Genomic DNA, 17,478 nt, shown 5'->3' with positions numbered 1-17,478 from the left:
TTCTCTCTGTTTAGCTGTGAAGCATATGCTCCAGTCTAAGTGCTAAATTTAAATTTAGTCGTACCTCGGAATCTGTAAGATCAAAACCCGTTGTCTCTAAAATCTTCTCCATGCGATATTTTAATGTATTTTGGTGAATAAATAACTCTTCAGCTGTCTTTTTTATTTGTCCATTATGCTTTAAATAAACTTGTAAAGTATCCTTCATTACGTTTGAATCTTTTATTTTATTAAGTTTGTTTAAATATAAATTTATATAAGCGGTTGCTAATTTTGAATCATTGGTCGTTATACTAGACAATAATGTCCACATTCCACACGCAGGAAAATAACCGACGCGGCCAATTTGTTTTATGGATGGTAAAACCGCCAAAATCTGACCTGCCTGTTGATAGGATTCACCGACAAATTTAACAGAATCTTTGGATTCACCAATTCCGACATACACTTCTATTTCTGGTACCTTGTTGATTATTTTTTTCTGCAAGGTATCCTGTAATTGTTTAACCGTCCGTATTAAGTCTGCTTCCGTTACATGCGGAAAAAGAACAACAATTGCTTCATCCCGATAAATTGCACATGAATTTTTCATTGTGTTTTTTATTTCTGAGAGGAGTAAATTAACATTCTTTTTCTCTGGATCTCTTACCCAGAAACCCTTTCTATAAAACCCAATTTTAAGCACACAAATACGAGGAGTAAACGAAATACCAAGGGTATTCATAATATTAGTCGTTTCCTGTACTTTATCTTCATTCATATTGATAAATAAATCAAAAAGCTGATTTAGTAAATATCCTTCAATCTCTAAACGTTTATAATTCTCTTTTCCGCTAGAAGCCATTTGAAGAGCTGCTTTTAGAATAACGCCTAATTGGTCCGAAATTTCCAACAGTAAATTCAGATCATCCTGGGTAAAATAGCCTTGTTTTTTATTGATTGCATGAATAATACCAATCCTTTTATTATCAACGACTAATGGTACCGTAATCAACGTGGATGCATTGAATAAATCGATAAACTGCTGATTATATCGTTTATCTAATTTGGCATCTAGAGTAATCGTTGGGGTGCCCGTAAGAAATACATGCTTTGCATTGCTATTTTCACTCATAGGTACTCTGTATTGTTGAATAATCGTATCATCCCAAACTCCAAAGGCAGGTTTTTGCAGGGCCAGTTCATTTTTGTTTGGATCAAAAAGCATTATTCCAGCCATTTCGGATTGGAGAAGTTCCCCAACTTTATCAACCATCTCAGCTAATATCTCCTGATAGGAATATTGATTGAGAAGGTGATGTAATTGGTTTATATAGGTGAGACTTTTTGATTTCCGCTGCATGATTAAAAATAGACGTGAATTTTCAAGAATGACCGAAACAGATTGCATAAAGATGTTTATTAAATTAATCTGTTCTCTTAATAAATTTTCCTCTTGTTTGGGTTCAATAACTAAGACACTAGTAACTTCATGCTGCCTGGTAATGGGAAAAAAATATATGGTGGTTTCCTTAAAATATTTTTGAGATATTTTTCTTTCCAGTACCTTTTTGGTCATTCCTGTTAAACTCTTTTTCTCGCGCTTATCAATGTTAAGACTTGCTTGTGGGATCAGTTGCTTTAAACTAAAGTCATACACAAGGAACATGCCCTTCCCGCCCCCAACTTGCTTTACTCCTTCAATCACAATAGCTTCCGTTAAAAGCTGCCAATCTTGAATCGTATGAAGATATTCAAGACTTTGTTGGAGTAACTCGATCTGATTATCATTAAGAGTTACTCTAGCTTTGTCGATCATATAATCCCTCCTGATCAGACTAATAAAGAGTAATAAATACATTAATAGAATTGAATTTTCTGATAATTGTATTGATGAAGGGCTGTTATACCTTACGAATGACTTAAATCCTATGTAACCTAATCATTTAGCTAATTGCCAAATGATGGTATGCAATATTCATATTTTCCCTTAATTCATTAGGGTGGTCATGATAAACGATTTCACCCTTATTTAAAATGTAAACATCGTCGGCGATACTTAAAGCTGTCGTAATGTTTTGCTCTACTAAAAGCATCGACATACCTGATTCCTTAAGTTTCAAGAGAACCTCCATTACTTCTCCAACCATTAAAGGTGATAAACCTTCTGTCGGCTCATCAAGAAGGAGGATTTTAGGATTTCTCATTAATGCCCGGCCAATCGATAGCATCGATTGTTCACCGCCGCTTAGGTTCCCGGCATGAGTCTTTTCTCTTTCCTTTAACCGCGGGAAAAGTTCAAAAATCCGTTCTAAATTCCAATCCTCCTGATGCTTACTAGCAAAAACACTCAAATTCTCATGCACGGTTAAGTTTGCGAATATCCGCCTTCCCTGTGGGACAATGCCGATGCCTTTATTAGCAATTTGATGACTATTCAGTTTGATAACATTTTCACCTTCCAGTATGATTTCTCCTTCTTTTTTGGCGACAAAGCCAATGATTGAATGTATGGTCGTGGTTTTTCCCATCCCGTTCCTGCCAAGCAGTGTTACCACACTCCCTTTTTTAACCTCAAGGTCCACTCCATGAAGGACATGGCTGGCACCATAATAACTATGAACACCCTTCAAGCTAAGCATTGGTCAACTCCTCCTTCCCCATATAGATTTCTTTAACCTCTGGATTTTCCCTAACCACTTCAGGACTTCCATCGGCAATCAATGTCCCGGCATGCAAAACGATCACTCGGTCCATGTTACCAAATAATACCTCAATATCATGTTCAATCATCATAATCGTCACATCAGAGGATAATTTATTGATTAAGGCAATGATTTGATCCGTTTCCACTTGGGACATCCCGGCGGTTGGTTCATCTAATAAAAGTAGCTTTGGTTTTCCAGCAATGGCCATAATAATCTCAATTTGCCTTTGAACACCATAGGATAGATCCTGAACCTTTGCATGACTGTGCTCATGTAGTCCCCACTCATAAAGCAGTTTTTCTACATTTTCAAATAATAATGGATAATTTTTATTATTCGCCTGTTTCCACCATTGGGTATGCTTTTTATTAATCCGCTGTAAAACTAGCAGCAAATTTTCTTTTACTGTTAAGCCCATCATTAAATTATTTTTCTGAAAGGTACGGACAATCCCTTGTTCTGTTCGTTTGTAATTTGGCAAATGATTAACCATTTCATCAAAATAGCAAATCGTTCCCCCAGATGGTTGTAAATCTCCGGCAATCATATTAAATAAAGTTGATTTCCCGGCCCCATTTGGTCCAATTAGTCCAACTCGCTCACCTATAGTGACTTCTAAGGTCACATCTTCAATGACCTGAATCCCGCCAAAATGTTTTGAGAGGCCTTTTAGCGAAAGAATTTTTTCCTTCTTCATCTACATTCACCTATCCATCCATTTTAGTTTGCTGCTGAATTGCGATTATGTTTGACTCCTCTTGATCATTCTTTTGGCGTTTAAATAAAGTCCGTTTTGCACTATTGAAAATACCAACAATCCCATTGGGGGCAAATATAACAAACAGTATAAAGGCCACTCCAATAATCATCATCCAATTCTCCGTATACGAACTAATAATCGTTTCCAAAATCACAATAAAAGCTGCTCCAATGACTGGACCCCACAAAGTACCGGCACCTCCGATTAAGACCATGATTAATACAGAGCCTGATGCAGTCCAATAAACATCGGCAGGTGAGATAAAGCCGTTAAAAACAACATATAAACCGCCAGCTAAACCACCAAGTGTACCAGCAATTAAAAAGCTAATATTTTTATATAACGCTGTCTTATAGCCAATTGATTTCATCCGTTCTTCATTTTCTTTTATACCAATAAATACAGTACCTAATGGGGAATGTAAGAATCGATTCAACAAGAATAATAGAATCGCGATCACAACCACAATAAAGTAGTATACAAACACTTGATTCGAAAGGCGGAGATCAGCGAAAACATCTAAAGGAGTGATACCTGATAATCCGTTTGAGCCCCCCGTTACATTTGTCCATTGATACACAATCGAGTAAAAGATTTGCGAGCAGGCTAGTGTAAGCATTAAAAAATAAAAGCCATGCGCTTTTGTAGACAGTAAGCCAATAATCAAAGCCAGTAAAAACGCAAACAAAAGTCCCACACCCAGGGTGAGAAAAATGTTCGTGCTAAATTTGAGTGCTGCAATCCCTGTTGCATAGGCACCAGCACCAAAGAAAGCAGCGTGACCCAATGAAACCATGCCAGTCTGCCCTACTAAAATATTTAAGCTTACTGCGAAAATACTAAGAATCAATATTTCCGATAAAATATTTACGTAATAAATAGATAAAAAGAATGGCACAAGTACCATTAGTAAAAATAATAGCGTTCCCTTTATTGGCCCCTTCTTCATTACACCACCCTCCTTCCAGTTAGACCTTGTGGACGAATCACCAGTACCAATGCCATGAGGGCAAACGTAATAATTAAACTTAGTTCAGGCACGAGATAGCGGCTAAAGGTTTCAACAAAACCTACAAGCAAACTTGCTATAAAGGTTCCAGTCACTGAACCAAGTCCACCGACTACAAGAACAACCAGTGATAGGATGAGAATTTGAAACTCCATACCTGGAAAAACCCCAAGGATAGGGGAACCAAGGACGCCTCCTAAGCCAGCCATTAAACTTCCTAAGAAAAAGACACAGGTAAAGACAAAGTGAATGTTAACTCCTAATCCTCCGACCATCTCTTTATCAGACAATCCTGCCCGGATAACCGCACCCCATTTTGTCTTTTCCTGGGTATACCATAAGATAATCGCCATCACAATTCCCACAACAATTAATGCGATGCGATAGGCGGGAATGGCATTACCTGCAATTTCCAAAGACATGTTAAGCCCATCTGGCGGGTTTACAACAAGAATATTTTTTCCCCACATCATCGAAAAAATGTCGTGAAAAATATAGGCTAATCCAAAGGTTAATAACACCTGTGAAAGATGTCCCAGCTTGTATGTAGGCCGGAGCAAGATCATTTCCAAAACTAATCCTATAATCGCAATCAGAATAGGAACAGCCATTATGGCCACCCAAAATGGTAAGCCTGCCTTCATGATTAGCGAGTAGCCAATATAGGAACCTAGTACATACAATGAACCATGCGCCAGGTTTAAAACGCCTAATATACCGAAAACGATGGTAATCCCACTTGTAATGATAAAAAGTAAAAATCCATAGCTTAATCCATTCATTAACTGCAATAGTATTGCACTCAAAATGTTTAACCTCCTTATCCAAACTATTTATTGTTAAAAGAAAGAGGCAAAGGAAATCTTGCCTCTTTAAGCTTTCTTATAGTAAATCACCACAGGAATGAATACCTTATTTTCCTGGATCAACGACTTGAGGAATGGTATCAATTACTTTATTCTCTGTTTTTCCATTAACAATACCCGTTTCAACAATATAAAGGTTTTGAATGACATTGTGTGTTTCTTTATCAAACTTAATTGGTCCTCTTGGACTGTTAATTTCAATCGAAGAAATGGCGTCAATCACTTTATCTGGATCACTTACATCACCGTCTAATTTTTTAATAGCTTCTGTTATAATCATAGCGGCATCATATCCTTCAGCTGATTCAATACTTGGGCGTTTGTTATATTTCTTCTCGTAGGCCTTGATAAATGTCTGATTTTCCTTCGTATCTAAACTATAATCCCAGAAAATTGACGCCTTAATTCCATCCGGTGAATTGCCTTGCTGCGGCCGGACATCTTCAGCAGTCAGCCACCCCGAGCCAATTAACGGTATTTTCCCTTTTAACCCGTATTGATCATATTGCTGGACAAATCTTACAGCATCGCTGCCTGCATAGAAGGCATAAATACCATCAATACCTTCAGTATTCATTTTACCTAGATAAGAGGAATAGTCATTGTTTCCTAGTGGCGGGTATACTTCACCAGCAATTTGTCCGCCGGCTTTTGTATAGGCCTCTTTAAATGCTTCTGCAACTTCATGCCCAAATGCATAGTCAGCAGCCGTAACATAGATTTTCTTCCCAACGTTTTTGTATGCCCATTCCCCCATTGAGTGACCGATTTGCCATGAACTAAACGAGGAACGGTAGATGTAATTGCTTCTCTTTGCCCTAGTTAGATCATTCCCGCCTGCATGGGAATCTAAGAAAGGAAGTTTTTTGCTGTCTACTTCATCACGAATAGCATAGGCAACCGCTGTGCTGACTGGTCCTGTTAAAATGTCAATTTGGTCTTGATCCGTTAATTTTCTAAGTTTTCTTAAAGCTACCTGTGGATCTGCTTCTGAATCTTCATGAATAATCTCAATTTTTTTGCCGGCCACTTCAAAGTTTTGTTCTTCAAAGTATAGGTTCATACCATTTAGTAAGTTCTCACCTAATGATGCGTATACACCAGTAGAAGGGAGCAAGGCTCCAATTTTAATAGGAGTATTGTCATTAGTTTTCTCTTTTGTTTTCTCTTTAGAAGTAGTAGTGCTAATGGCCCCTCCACTACAGGCCGTAAGCAATAGGACTAATAGAATAAAGAGCGATCCAGTTCTTTTAAAGTTTTTCATAATTACCCCCTGTTTTTTTGTGAACGCTTCCAAAAGTAAAATTTAGCTCCTTCCTTTTTAAATATTTAGAACATTTCTAATATTATTATATTGTTTATGCCGTTCATTTACAATATCTTTTTCTTACTCTAATCAGAAAATCGTAATGAAAAATAAAACAAGATAATCCTCCATATTCTAGCTAAATAATAATTTAGCAATTGGTAGATTTATCACTTTTATCTTAATTTAACAACAATATAAGTGAAAATAAGCTAACGATAATAATGGTTTGTTTCTAAAAATAGGTATATTTTATCGTAATTATTCCCAATAAAGCAATTATGTTTTTATTTCTCTAAAATAAAATACACATCATATTATAGGTATTTATATCTATGATAGAAGATGGATGATAAAAAAATGGTCCCAAAGCAAAGGGTCTGACCCCCGCCACTTCAACATATCGCTGCACTTTTTAAAGTGACTATATATTGAGTGTTAAACGTGAGGTCAGACCCTTTTGGGACATCCACTTTTTGCTTTAAAAATTATGCTTGTTTCAACCTAAACCGCTGGACTTTGCCAGTGGTTGTTTTAGGCAATTCTGAGATAAATTCAATTTCTCTTGGGTATTTATAAGGCGCCAGATTTTGTTTAACAAAAAGCTTGAGATCCACCTTTAGGTCTTCCGTTGGGTCAATTCCGTCCCGTAATACAATAAATGCTTTTGGGTAAACGAGATTATTCTCATTTTTCGCTCCTACTACTGCGACCTCCAGAACATACTCATGTCTAATCAGGGTTGACTCTATTTCAATAGGCGAAACCCAAATACCGCCCACCTTCAACATATCATCAGAGCGGCCGCAATACCAAAAGTACCCGTCTTCATCCTGATAATATTTATCGCCTGTATACATCCACTCACCGTGGAATTTACTTTGATTTTCTGCTAAGTTACAAAAGTAACCCACACTCACGCTATCACCTTTTATGACCAGGTCACCAATTTCATTTACAGCGACCGGCCTTGATTCTTCATTTAGAATTTTTGCTTTATAACCTGGTACAACTTTTCCCGTGCTTCCTGCCTTAATTTCCCCAATATTATTAGATAGAAAAATATGTAAGGCTTCGGTTGAACCAATTCCATCTAAAATTTCAATGTTAAATAACTCTTTCCACTTTTGAATAAAAGTGGCTGGCAGTGCTTCACCAGCAGACACGCAAATTCTAACGGACGAAAGATCAGGAAGTACACCTGTTTTTTCAACGTGTTGAATCAAAGAGCCATACAAGGTGGGCACTCCAAAAAAGATCGTAGGCTTTTGTTTTTCAATAACACTAAAGATATTTTCTGGTGTTGGACGTCCCTTTAATAAAATCGTTGAACCGCCTGCACCGAATGAGAAGTACATCCCATTCCCCAGCCCGTAAGCAAAATATAATTTCGATGCCGAAAAGGTTCGGTCGTTCTCACTAATTTTGAGTACTTTTTCCGCATAGTTTCGATAGGCTATTTCCATACTTCTTTGAATGTGGACTACACCCTTTGGATTCCCCGTGCTTCCAGAGCTATAAAGCCAAAATGCAGAGTCTTCTGAATTGGTTCGCTCTACTTCCAAATCAGATGTAGCAGGTTGAATAAACTCATAATAATCGATACCATCCGGATCACGATAGCCCTTCTCTGATATGACAATAACATCTTTTAGATAAATAAATCGCTCTCTGTTTTCTTTTATTTCGTTCCATACCTCTTCTTGGATCAATAATACTTTGGCACGGCTGTGATTGAGAAAGTATTCATAGTCTTGTGGTTTCATTGCAGTATTAACAGGGATTGGAACCGCGCCGATTTTAACGGCCCCAAAAAAAGAATAAATAAATTCAGGGGAATCATAGACAACCTGAAGGATACGATTTTCCCTTTCAATACCAATTCCTTTGAGAGCGTTACCAAATTTATTCGCCCTTAACAAGACATCTTGATAGGTAACTTGATCATCCTCACTATAAATGGCCACCTTATTAGCAAGACCCTTTTCAATATTTCCGTCTAAAAACACATTTGCACTGTTATAAAATTCTTTTACTCCTCTTAACGCTTGAACTGATTCTTGCATGCTTTAACCCCCAATAGGAAATTGGAACTCGCTACTCCAGATTATTCAGTTTGCCGATTCTAGTAGGGTTATAACTAAAGAAAGAATAGGGTCTGGCTATTTCGCATAGCCAGCCCCTTGTGAAAAATTACTTACCGGACCATTCTGCAGGACGTTTCTCAATAAAAGCACTTAATCCCTCTTTTGCATCTTCAGAACGGAATAATAGATTTTGTAATTCACCTTCATAGCGAATGGCTACATTTAGCGGCATTTCTTTTCCATTCATAATGGATAGCTTAATATTAGAAGCAGCATAGGTAGCACTATTAGCAATCTTTCTTGCATATTCTAGCGTTCTAGCACGTGTTTCTTCCTGCGGATAAACACGGTCAACTAATTTAATATTCAAGGCTTCCTGTGGTGTTAATGTTTCACCTGTCAGGTTCAAATCAAGGGCTTTAGAATGACCGACTTGTCGTGCTAAACGTTGCGTACCGCCAGTACCAGCTAAGACACCAAGGGTAATTTCAGGCAGACCAATCTTACCTGCTTGGTCGCCCATAAAACGCAGGTCACATGCTAATGCCATTTCAAGGCCGCCGCCAACTGTATGCCCTTCAAGACAAGCGATCCAAATTTGCGGAGAGCGGGCAATCTTATCTAATGTCTCATTACAGAAAAGGCAAAATTGTGTTTTAAAGCGCGGCTCTGCTGCTTTTAGAAAGTTAATATTTGCTCCTGCAGAGAAGAATTTAGGCATATCACTCATCAACACAACTACTTTGATATCACTATCAAAACGAATATCATCGATTGCTGCATTTAGTTCCTTATAGTATTCCAAGTCATAGGCATTTGTTTTGTTTACGTGAATATGAACCTCTGCAATCCCTTTTTCCTTTTTCACTGTTAATGTCTTTGTTTCTAATTGAACGTTTGTCATTTAAATTCCTCCTAAAATTTATTTAAAAATTAATTAAATTCCGAAAATATTCAATGGTTTAGCTCCAATATAGGAAACCACACTCTTTGTTTCTGTATAAAGATCAAGAGTTTCAATACATAATTCCCGGCCAAATCCTGATTGTTTATACCCTCCAAACGGTGTTCCCGGGAAGGCTGAAATCGGACTATTCACCATCACAATGCCTGCACGGATTCCAGCGGCAACTCGATGCGCCCTTCCATTGTCTTTTGTCCATACGGCTGAGCCCAATCCAAAAATGGAGTCATTTGCTTGCTTTAACACTTCTGATTCATCTTTAAACTTCATTACCACAACGACTGGACCAAAAACTTCTTCTTGGGCAATTCTCATATCATTGTTTACATTTCCAATAATGGTTGGTTGATACCAGTAGCCATTTTCGAACTCCTGTCCTTCAGGCCTGCTGCCGCCAAATAGGATTTCTCCGCCTTCTTCAATCGCAAGTTTAACGTAACCATCGACTGTCTGTTCATGACTTTTTGAGATTAATGCACCCATGTGGGTTTCTTTGTTAAACGGATCACCAACTTTTAACTTTCTAGCCTTTTCAATAAATCTTGTCAAAAATTCATCATAGACATTTTCTTGAACAAAAATTCTTGACCTTGCTTCACATGATTGACCGGAATTGTAAAATATCCCATAAATGGATCCTACAACAGCAGCCTCTATGTCACAATCGTCAAAGACAATACTCGGTGACTTTCCGCCAAGCTCAAGGGTTACACGTTTAAGGGTTTGCGATGCACGTGCCATGATATCTTTTCCCGTTTCGGTTTCACCTGTAAAGGCCACCTTATCGACACCAGCATGTTCCGTTAAATAGGGCCCGATTTCTGAACCGCTTCCTGTTAATACATTCACTACGCCCACTGGCACTCCAGCTTCATGACAAATATCAGCAAGCATGAACGCTGTAATCGGGGTATAACTTGCTGGCTTTAAAATAATCGTACACCCAGCGGCTAATGCCGGGGCTACCTTCCATGCCGCCATCATCAAGGGATAATTCCACGGAACAATCTGGGCGCACACCCCTACAGGCTCCTTCACCGTATAGTTAAAGAATCCGTTTGGCACTGGGTTTGTACGTCCAGCATGTGTCGAAATGGCGGCCGCATAAAATTCAAAATCCTCGATTGCCTGACCAATTTGCCCTTGTGCCGCCGCAACGGTTTTCCCGGTATTTAAAACTTCTGCCTCAACAAGTTCGTTAAAGCGCTGTCTCATTATGTCAGCAATTTTATTAAGGACTCTTGCCCGTCTTGCCGGTGTCAGCTTCGGCCACTTTCCCGAATCAAAAGCCTTCCTTGCTGCATCCACGGCACGGTCAACATCTTCTTTCGTTGCTTTTGCCACCTTTGCTAACACTTCTCCTGTGGCAGGATTATGGGTTTCAAAGAATTGGTTATTACTGCTATTGCTGTATTCTCCATTAATGAAAAGCTGGTATTCTTCCTTTAACGTCGTAGTTTTTAACATTACGATAACCCCTTTACATTTTTTCGATAATGGTCGATATTCCTTGCCCAACCCCAATACACATACTTGCTAGGCCATAACGACAATCACGTTTTTGCATCTCATGAACAAGTGTGGTTAATATTCTTGCCCCACTGCAGCCCAGCGGATGACCAAGGGCAATGGCTCCGCCATTTACGTTTACTTTGTTCAGATCAAACCCGAGCTCTTTTATACATGCTACAGATTGAGCAGCGAATGCTTCATTTATTTCAATTAAATCCAGATCGTTTACGGATAATCCTGCCCTTTGTAATGCCTTTCTGGTGGCTGGAACAGGTCCAATTCCCATATAGGCCGGGTCTACACCCGCCACAGCAGAAGTAACAATTCTAGCTAGCGGTTTTAACCCCAGCTTTTCTGCCAGTTCTTTTTCCATTATTAAGAGAGCACTTGCTCCATCATTAATACCGGATGCGTTTCCTGCAGTAACGGTTCCTCCCTCTTTAAATACTGGTTTAAGCTTTGACAGCGCCTCCCATGTAGTGGCAGGGCGAACATGTTCATCCGTTTGAAAAACAATCGGTGCCCCTTTTTTCTGAGGAATTTCAATTGGGATAATTTCATCATGGAATCGTCCACTTTCAATTGCTGCGGCTGCTTTTAACTGACTGCTTAGTGCCAGCTCATCCTGCTCTTCTCTGGAAATGTTATACTGTTCTGCAACATTCTCGGCAGTTTCTCCTAGACTAATAGGAGGATATTCCTTCGCCAAAGCTGGATTAATAAGGCGCCAGCCAATGGTTGTATCATATAATGTTTGGTTACTTCTTGGGTTTGCCAAGTGGGGTTTCATCATGACATAGGGAGCCCTAGTCATATTCTCCGTCCCACCAGCCAGAAAGACGTCTCCAAGTCCGGCCTTTATCGCTGAAGCAGCTTGATTCACTGCCTCTAAACCAGAACCGCATAAGCGATTGACGGTCACACCAGCCACCGATTCAGGGATTCCCGCTAATAGTAAGCCCATTCTGGCTACATTTCGATTATCTTCTCCCGCTTGGTTCGTACAACCAAAGTAAACATCCTCTATTAAGGATGGATCCAAATTTACTCTTGCTAAAAGGTGCTTCATCACATGTGCGGCTAAATCATCCGCTCTTACATTTGATAAGGTGCCATTTACTTTCCCAATCGGTGTACGAATTGCATCTATAATGACAGCTTCCCTCATATTGAATACTCCCTAACCTGACGATTTTGATAGTGATAGAAGCCTTTTCCGGTTTCAGCACCAATCCAGCCTGCATGAACAAGTTTGCGAATGAGAGGAGCTGGCCGGTATCTTTCTTCACCAAATTGCCGATGTAATCCGCTTAATACTGCATAAACATCGTCAATACCGATTTTTTCGGCCCATTCTAATGGCCCTAGCGGATAATTGGTTCCTTTTTTCATTGCTTCATCAATGTCATCTACTGAGGCTATACCTTCCATCAATGAAAAGGCCGCTTCATTAATAATCATCGAAAGGATCCGTGGAAAAACAAGACCAACCTCATCCTGGACCACTTCCGTTTCCTGTCCGATCGCCCCAAACAGTTCTTTAGCCATTTGTAAAAAAAACAACTCGGATTGCAATGCCGGGGCTATTTCAATTAGTTTAGCATCATTAAAATTTGAAAAGGTCCCAAACCCAATCAGCCTTTCAGGCTTTGCCAGCCACGATGCTGCTTCCGTAGCCATAACTGCAAGTGTGGTCGATAAAATCAATGCTTGAGAGGGAACATGCACTTCAATTTCTGTTAGATTCCGCTTTTTTTGTTCTAAATCAAGATTGCTAGTCTCAATAACTACCTCTATATCATTTACTGCTTCGTAATCATTGAGTACGACCTTTTCAAAACCATGTTCCCGAAGAGAGTGTACAAACTCTTTTGCTAATCCATTTTCACCTATAACCAAGATTCCTTTAGGTGTCATATGAAAAGAACCCTCCCTTCGTCTTTCTGCCCAAGCTGCCTGCTTGAACCATACGCTCTTGAACGTAATGCGGACGAAAACGAGTCTCGCCATGAAAACTGCTGTGTACGGATTTCGTTACCGCAAAGTTGACGTCTATTCCAATTAAATCTTGAAGTTCAAAAGGGCCCATCTTAAAATTCCCCGCCCTTTTCATAATTCGATCGATTTGTTCTACCGTTGCGCCTTGGTCATTCATGATTTTTAAGGCTTCACCATAAAATGGACGTGCGACCCGATTGACAATAAATCCAGGCGTATCCTTACACACTACAGGACTTTTATGGATCTGTTTAGCAAACTCAACTAAAGTATTTACGGTTTTAGATGCCGTTTTTAAACCATGGATGACTTCTACTAACGGCATGACTGGGGCTGGATTAAAGAAATGAAACCCCGCCACACGCTCCGATGTCTGAATTTGCCCTGAAATTTCTGTTATAGACAGTGATGAGGTGTTCGTAGTCAATATTGCCTCTTCAGAACAAACCTCTTCTAATTTTCTAAAAATGGACCGTTTTATTTCCATGTTCTCTGGCGCTGCTTCAATCACAAGCTGACAATCCGAGAGGTCAGATAAATCAGCTGTTATTTGTAAACGTTTCTTCGCATCGTTAACTTGTTCTGCACTCGCTCTTTTTTTCTCAACTAATCGATCTAATCGTAAGCCAATCGCTGATTGGGCCCGCCTTACTGTTTCCAGGTCGATATCGTAAATGATGGCGGTATATCCATTCTGAATAACAAGCTGTGCAATCCCTGCACCCATTGTTCCAGAACCAACGATCCCGACTTTTTCAATATCTTTCATTAGAAGTCTGACACCTCTCATTATTTGAGTGTGAAGCTTGCCAGCGGATGTATTCAAAGACAGAATGACAACTGTTGCAATAATATTGCCTTACTAATTGAGCTGTCCCAAATGCAGAGATTTTTTCTACATTCTCAGACGAACAAAAGGAGCATTGGATTTTTTTATTATCCTCAGACATGTTGTACATCCCCAAGGGTTGTCAGCGTTTTGATGGTTTCTTTGTATACGTTTACAAGATTGCTTTTTTCCAAGATTATTTTTTCAGAAATTAATAGAGTGTCATTTTCCACATTATTTAACCACTGTAAAGCTTCTTCCGTTATTTTTTCCAGCTCATGGACAAATGTTCTTGGAACGGCACCTTTATCATTCAGCAATTGTTTGCACCAGCTCTTTGAGTAAAGCAGATGTTCCTCTTGTTCTTTTATCAACTTGCTAAATGGAGTATTTAGCTCTGGATGGTTTGCCTTTAATATTGCCTTTATAACAAGATCCACAGCTACATTGATTGCATATACACCTGCTATCAAGCTAATCCAATTAGATGAAAGGACAATAGAAGGAAATGCCTTTCCTGTTTGGTTTTTAATTTCTACTTTGCTGCTATTTAAACCTTGCAATTCATTTGCCCATTTATACATGAGCCGCGCATGACCAAGTTCTGCTTGAGCCATCGCAATAGAAGAAAGCGTCGCTTCTAAATTAGGACCGCTAATACCAATTTCAACTAGGCGGTCACCTAAAATAAATTTGTTATCCGCAATCGTTTCTGCTAGTTGAATTAGAGATAAATTGTTTACTATTTCCATTAATTCACACCCTCTTTTTCAAATAGTGGTTCTGGAAGGCGAACAGTAATAAATGCATCTTTTCGGACTACTTGCATTTCAACCCAGTCTTCTTCATCGTAAATATATTGCGCATAAACCTTTGCAAGTTCATCCGTCTCGGCTTGAAATGAACCAACTTGAATCAAATCATCGCCTCGGTTGATCCGCGTAAACAGAAGATATTCTGGTTTCTGGTTCTTTTTATTCATGAGCTAACACCCCAGGTTCTAAGTTTTTCTCTTCCTTTATCACTCATATTGTTGACGGTCCAAGGCGGACTCCAGACTACTTCAATTTCCACTCCATCAATATCATCTTCTTGAAGGAGCCGTTCCTTGATATCGTTTTCAATCCATTGCATACAGCCACAACCTGTTGATGTGTACGTCATTCTTACAGCGATTTTCCCCTCATCAACTTTAGTAATATCATAGATTAACCCCATATCTACCACACTGATTGGGAACTCCGGATCCATTACCTCTGACAATGCATTCCAATATTTCTCAGTCTCGATTGTTAGCATTTAACTAACCTCCTCAGCGCGCAGCTCTTCAAGTTCATGGAAACCTTTTTGAATTCTGCTCACAAACTCTTGGTTTTGTGGACCGCGTTTTTTAAAACGTTCAATCACACCTTGCCATGTGTCAGGTTGATCGAGCAGCCATTTTTTATTTTCTACATCAAATTTACAAGGAAAAGGAACGTCTAGCACAAACTTTTCTTGGGCCTCATCAAAGTGTGCCGGCACCTTTACTCCAATCGATTCACAAAATGGAACTGCTGTAGACAACCATTTTTGTCTTAGTTCATCATTGGTTTTTCCTTTGAGCTTATAATCTAATTGTGCTGAACGGCTCTTAAGATTGTCGGCAACCCCAAAAAATTCTAACGCCATTAAGAACATCCAGTCGACTGCTTCTTGGACTTGCTTTGCTGTATCAGGATTTTTCATACCTGCCTTCATGATAATTTCACCATTTCTTAGGTGAAACAATTCTTCTTTGTCAACTTTCACAAGTGCTCGTTTCCAGGGTCCATAGGATGTATGTTGATAGGCGTCACCTAGAAGGGTGTAACCAGAGCGGTCAAATAAACCATTAAATACACCAAGTTCAATCCAATTATCTAATTTAAAATCAAAGGCATAGGGGTTTTTCCATCTGTTTGCCGGGCGTTCATATAGGAGTTCTTCGACATCTTCTCCTAGATCCTCCAACAATCGATAGGCAATATGTGCATGGCCAATCTCGTCTTGAATAACGGCTAGAGCGGTAATTTTATAATTTAGATTGGGCGCTTCATTATAAACGGTTAAAAGAGGGGGAACACTTAGTAGCTCTGTGTCACCAACAATCGTCAATGTTTGTTTTAATGCTCGAAGATACTCTTCATTCATATCATCTAAACACTCAAGCATAAATCCTTTCTGAATTTTATCGATTAAAATTTCCGTCTGACTCATATGGATCGCCTCACCTTATTACGTTTTTTTATTCATCGTCTATATTAGATAATATAGATTATTTTAAATTGTCTGTCAATACATTTATTATGTTTTTATGTTGTTAATATTAAAAACATAATTTTACTTTATTAAAAGAAAAGCGCAAGCGCCCTGGTCAGCGGCGTATGGCCTGGAGCGCTCCAACTGAGATAAAGGAAACACGAAGAGCCGAAGGCGATTCGATGTTGACTTATCGTAGGGCGGAGAGCGAAGGACACTAGCCGCTAGGGCGCTGGAGCTGGACAATTCTCGAAGTCAAAATTTATAAATTCTGATATTATTAAAAAACGACGCCTCTTTATGACTAGGCGTCGTTTTTTGCTTACTATTTTAATAGACTTAAAAAGTAAGGCTTCTTTCTATTCTCCTTTAAAATTGGGCTGGCGTTTTTCCTTAAAAGCCTCTAATGCTTCAATTCGATCTGTTGTTGGAATAATCACCTCATATGCCTTTGATTCAATCGCTAATCCAGTTTTCAAATCAACATTGCTGCCATAATTGATGGCATACTTTGCTTGTGTAATAGCCAATGGCGCATTCTTCAACATTTCGTCAGCTAATTCTATTGAAGCATCTAATAAATCGCTGCGTTCCACGACCTTATTAATTAGACCCAACTCAAAAGCCTGATAAGCTTCTATTTTTCTCGCGGTTAAAACTAATTCTTTAGCCCTTGAAGGTCCAATTAATCGAGTTAAGCGCTGTGTACCACCTGCACCAGGAATAATCCCCCAACTCACTTCAGTTAGGCCCATTATGGCTTCTTTAACTGCAATCCGGAAGTCACATACTAAGGCAAGCTCAAGCCCGCCGCCAAGTGCATACCCATTCACAGCAGCAATGGTTGGCTGCGGTAACTCTTCAATTTTTGTGAAAACATCCCGTATCATATTGACGTTTCTTCTGACTTCTTTTTCATTGAGTGTCCGTCTTTCCCGTAAATCTGCCCCAGCACTAAATGCCTTTTCTCCAGCTCCAGTTATAATAACAACTCTTATGTCCTTCTCTAATTTAATTCCATCTATCACTGCTTCTAATTGAGTAAGCGTTTCATAATCAAAGCAATTTAATTGTTCTGGACGATTAATGGTTACAATTGCTAAATGATTGTCTACCCGTAAGTCTACTTTTTGCAATTCGTTTTCCTCCTCATTAGGAGATTATTAGTTTAGGATGGTTA

General features: G+C 39.1%; 18 protein-coding genes. All 18 read right to left on the bottom strand.

Going from position 1 to position 17,478, the window contains the following annotated elements:
* Positions 1 to 10: 10 nt before the first annotated feature.
* Positions 11 to 1,798, bottom strand: a complete 1,788-nt coding sequence (locus tag AC3ANL_RS05630; RefSeq protein ID WP_488328276.1) for a helix-turn-helix domain-containing protein — start codon at positions 1,796 to 1,798, stop codon at positions 11 to 13.
* 127 nt (positions 1,799 to 1,925) lie between these two features.
* Entirely contained in the window at positions 1,926 to 2,621 is a 696-nt protein-coding gene (locus tag AC3ANL_RS05625; protein ID WP_488328275.1) for an ABC transporter ATP-binding protein, read from the bottom strand.
* On the bottom strand, positions 2,614 to 3,384 hold the full coding sequence (locus AC3ANL_RS05620) for an ABC transporter ATP-binding protein (protein WP_488328274.1): 771 nt from the start codon (positions 3,382 to 3,384) through the stop codon (positions 2,614 to 2,616). The genes AC3ANL_RS05625 and AC3ANL_RS05620 overlap by 8 nt, the downstream gene beginning before the upstream one ends.
* 10 nt (positions 3,385 to 3,394) lie before the next feature.
* Complete coding sequence (locus tag AC3ANL_RS05615; RefSeq protein WP_488328273.1) at positions 3,395 to 4,396, bottom strand: branched-chain amino acid ABC transporter permease; 1,002 nt, start codon at positions 4,394 to 4,396, stop codon at positions 3,395 to 3,397.
* A complete protein-coding gene (locus AC3ANL_RS05610; RefSeq protein ID WP_488328272.1) occupies positions 4,396 to 5,262 on the bottom strand; it encodes a branched-chain amino acid ABC transporter permease in 867 nt (288 codons plus the stop codon). The genes AC3ANL_RS05615 and AC3ANL_RS05610 overlap by 1 nt, the downstream gene beginning before the upstream one ends.
* A gap of 106 nt (positions 5,263 to 5,368) precedes the next feature.
* On the bottom strand, positions 5,369 to 6,586 hold the full coding sequence (locus tag AC3ANL_RS05605) for an ABC transporter substrate-binding protein (RefSeq protein WP_488328271.1): 1,218 nt from the start codon (positions 6,584 to 6,586) through the stop codon (positions 5,369 to 5,371).
* 530 nt (positions 6,587 to 7,116) lie between these two features.
* Positions 7,117 to 8,694: a benzoate-CoA ligase family protein gene (locus AC3ANL_RS05600; protein WP_488328270.1), complete on the bottom strand. Its 1,578-nt coding sequence runs from the start codon at positions 8,692 to 8,694 to the stop codon at positions 7,117 to 7,119.
* Positions 8,695 to 8,821: 127 nt separating this feature from the next.
* Entirely contained in the window at positions 8,822 to 9,619 is a 798-nt protein-coding gene (locus AC3ANL_RS05595) for an enoyl-CoA hydratase/isomerase family protein (protein ID WP_488328269.1), read from the bottom strand.
* A 33-nt stretch (positions 9,620 to 9,652) separates the two neighbouring features.
* Complete coding sequence (locus AC3ANL_RS05590; RefSeq protein WP_488328268.1) at positions 9,653 to 11,146, bottom strand: aldehyde dehydrogenase family protein; 1,494 nt, start codon at positions 11,144 to 11,146, stop codon at positions 9,653 to 9,655.
* 13 nt (positions 11,147 to 11,159) lie between these two features.
* Complete coding sequence (locus tag AC3ANL_RS05585) at positions 11,160 to 12,359, bottom strand: thiolase family protein (RefSeq protein ID WP_488328267.1); 1,200 nt, start codon at positions 12,357 to 12,359, stop codon at positions 11,160 to 11,162.
* Positions 12,356 to 13,108 (bottom strand): 3-hydroxyacyl-CoA dehydrogenase family protein, encoded by a 753-nt coding sequence (locus AC3ANL_RS05580; RefSeq protein ID WP_488328266.1) that lies wholly within the window; start codon positions 13,106 to 13,108, stop codon positions 12,356 to 12,358. The genes AC3ANL_RS05585 and AC3ANL_RS05580 overlap by 4 nt, the downstream gene beginning before the upstream one ends.
* Positions 13,098 to 13,958, bottom strand: a complete 861-nt coding sequence (locus AC3ANL_RS05575) for a 3-hydroxyacyl-CoA dehydrogenase NAD-binding domain-containing protein (RefSeq protein ID WP_488328265.1) — start codon at positions 13,956 to 13,958, stop codon at positions 13,098 to 13,100. The genes AC3ANL_RS05580 and AC3ANL_RS05575 overlap by 11 nt, the downstream gene beginning before the upstream one ends.
* Positions 13,945 to 14,139: a PaaD-like zinc ribbon domain-containing protein gene (locus AC3ANL_RS05570; RefSeq protein WP_488328264.1), complete on the bottom strand. Its 195-nt coding sequence runs from the start codon at positions 14,137 to 14,139 to the stop codon at positions 13,945 to 13,947. Before AC3ANL_RS05570 ends, AC3ANL_RS05575 begins: the two co-directional genes overlap by 14 nt.
* Complete coding sequence (locus AC3ANL_RS05565) at positions 14,132 to 14,770, bottom strand: Phenylacetic acid catabolic protein (RefSeq protein WP_488328263.1); 639 nt, start codon at positions 14,768 to 14,770, stop codon at positions 14,132 to 14,134. The genes AC3ANL_RS05570 and AC3ANL_RS05565 overlap by 8 nt, the downstream gene beginning before the upstream one ends.
* Positions 14,770 to 15,000: a hypothetical protein gene (locus AC3ANL_RS05560; protein ID WP_488328262.1), complete on the bottom strand. Its 231-nt coding sequence runs from the start codon at positions 14,998 to 15,000 to the stop codon at positions 14,770 to 14,772. The genes AC3ANL_RS05565 and AC3ANL_RS05560 overlap by 1 nt, the downstream gene beginning before the upstream one ends.
* Complete coding sequence (locus AC3ANL_RS05555; RefSeq protein ID WP_488328261.1) at positions 14,997 to 15,317, bottom strand: metal-sulfur cluster assembly factor; 321 nt, start codon at positions 15,315 to 15,317, stop codon at positions 14,997 to 14,999. Before AC3ANL_RS05555 ends, AC3ANL_RS05560 begins: the two co-directional genes overlap by 4 nt.
* Positions 15,318 to 16,256 (bottom strand): Phenylacetic acid catabolic protein, encoded by a 939-nt coding sequence (locus tag AC3ANL_RS05550; protein ID WP_488328260.1) that lies wholly within the window; start codon positions 16,254 to 16,256, stop codon positions 15,318 to 15,320.
* A 401-nt stretch (positions 16,257 to 16,657) separates the two neighbouring features.
* Positions 16,658 to 17,434, bottom strand: coding sequence for an enoyl-CoA hydratase-related protein (locus tag AC3ANL_RS05545; protein ID WP_488328259.1), 777 nt, complete (start codon positions 17,432 to 17,434; stop codon positions 16,658 to 16,660).
* Positions 17,435 to 17,478: the final 44 nt, after the last annotated feature.

The sequence above is a fragment of the Neobacillus sp. DHD-1R genome (genome assembly GCF_057747995.1).
The sequence above is the reverse complement of the archived record's forward strand: the minus strand, read 5'-3'. Positions and strand labels throughout refer to the sequence as shown.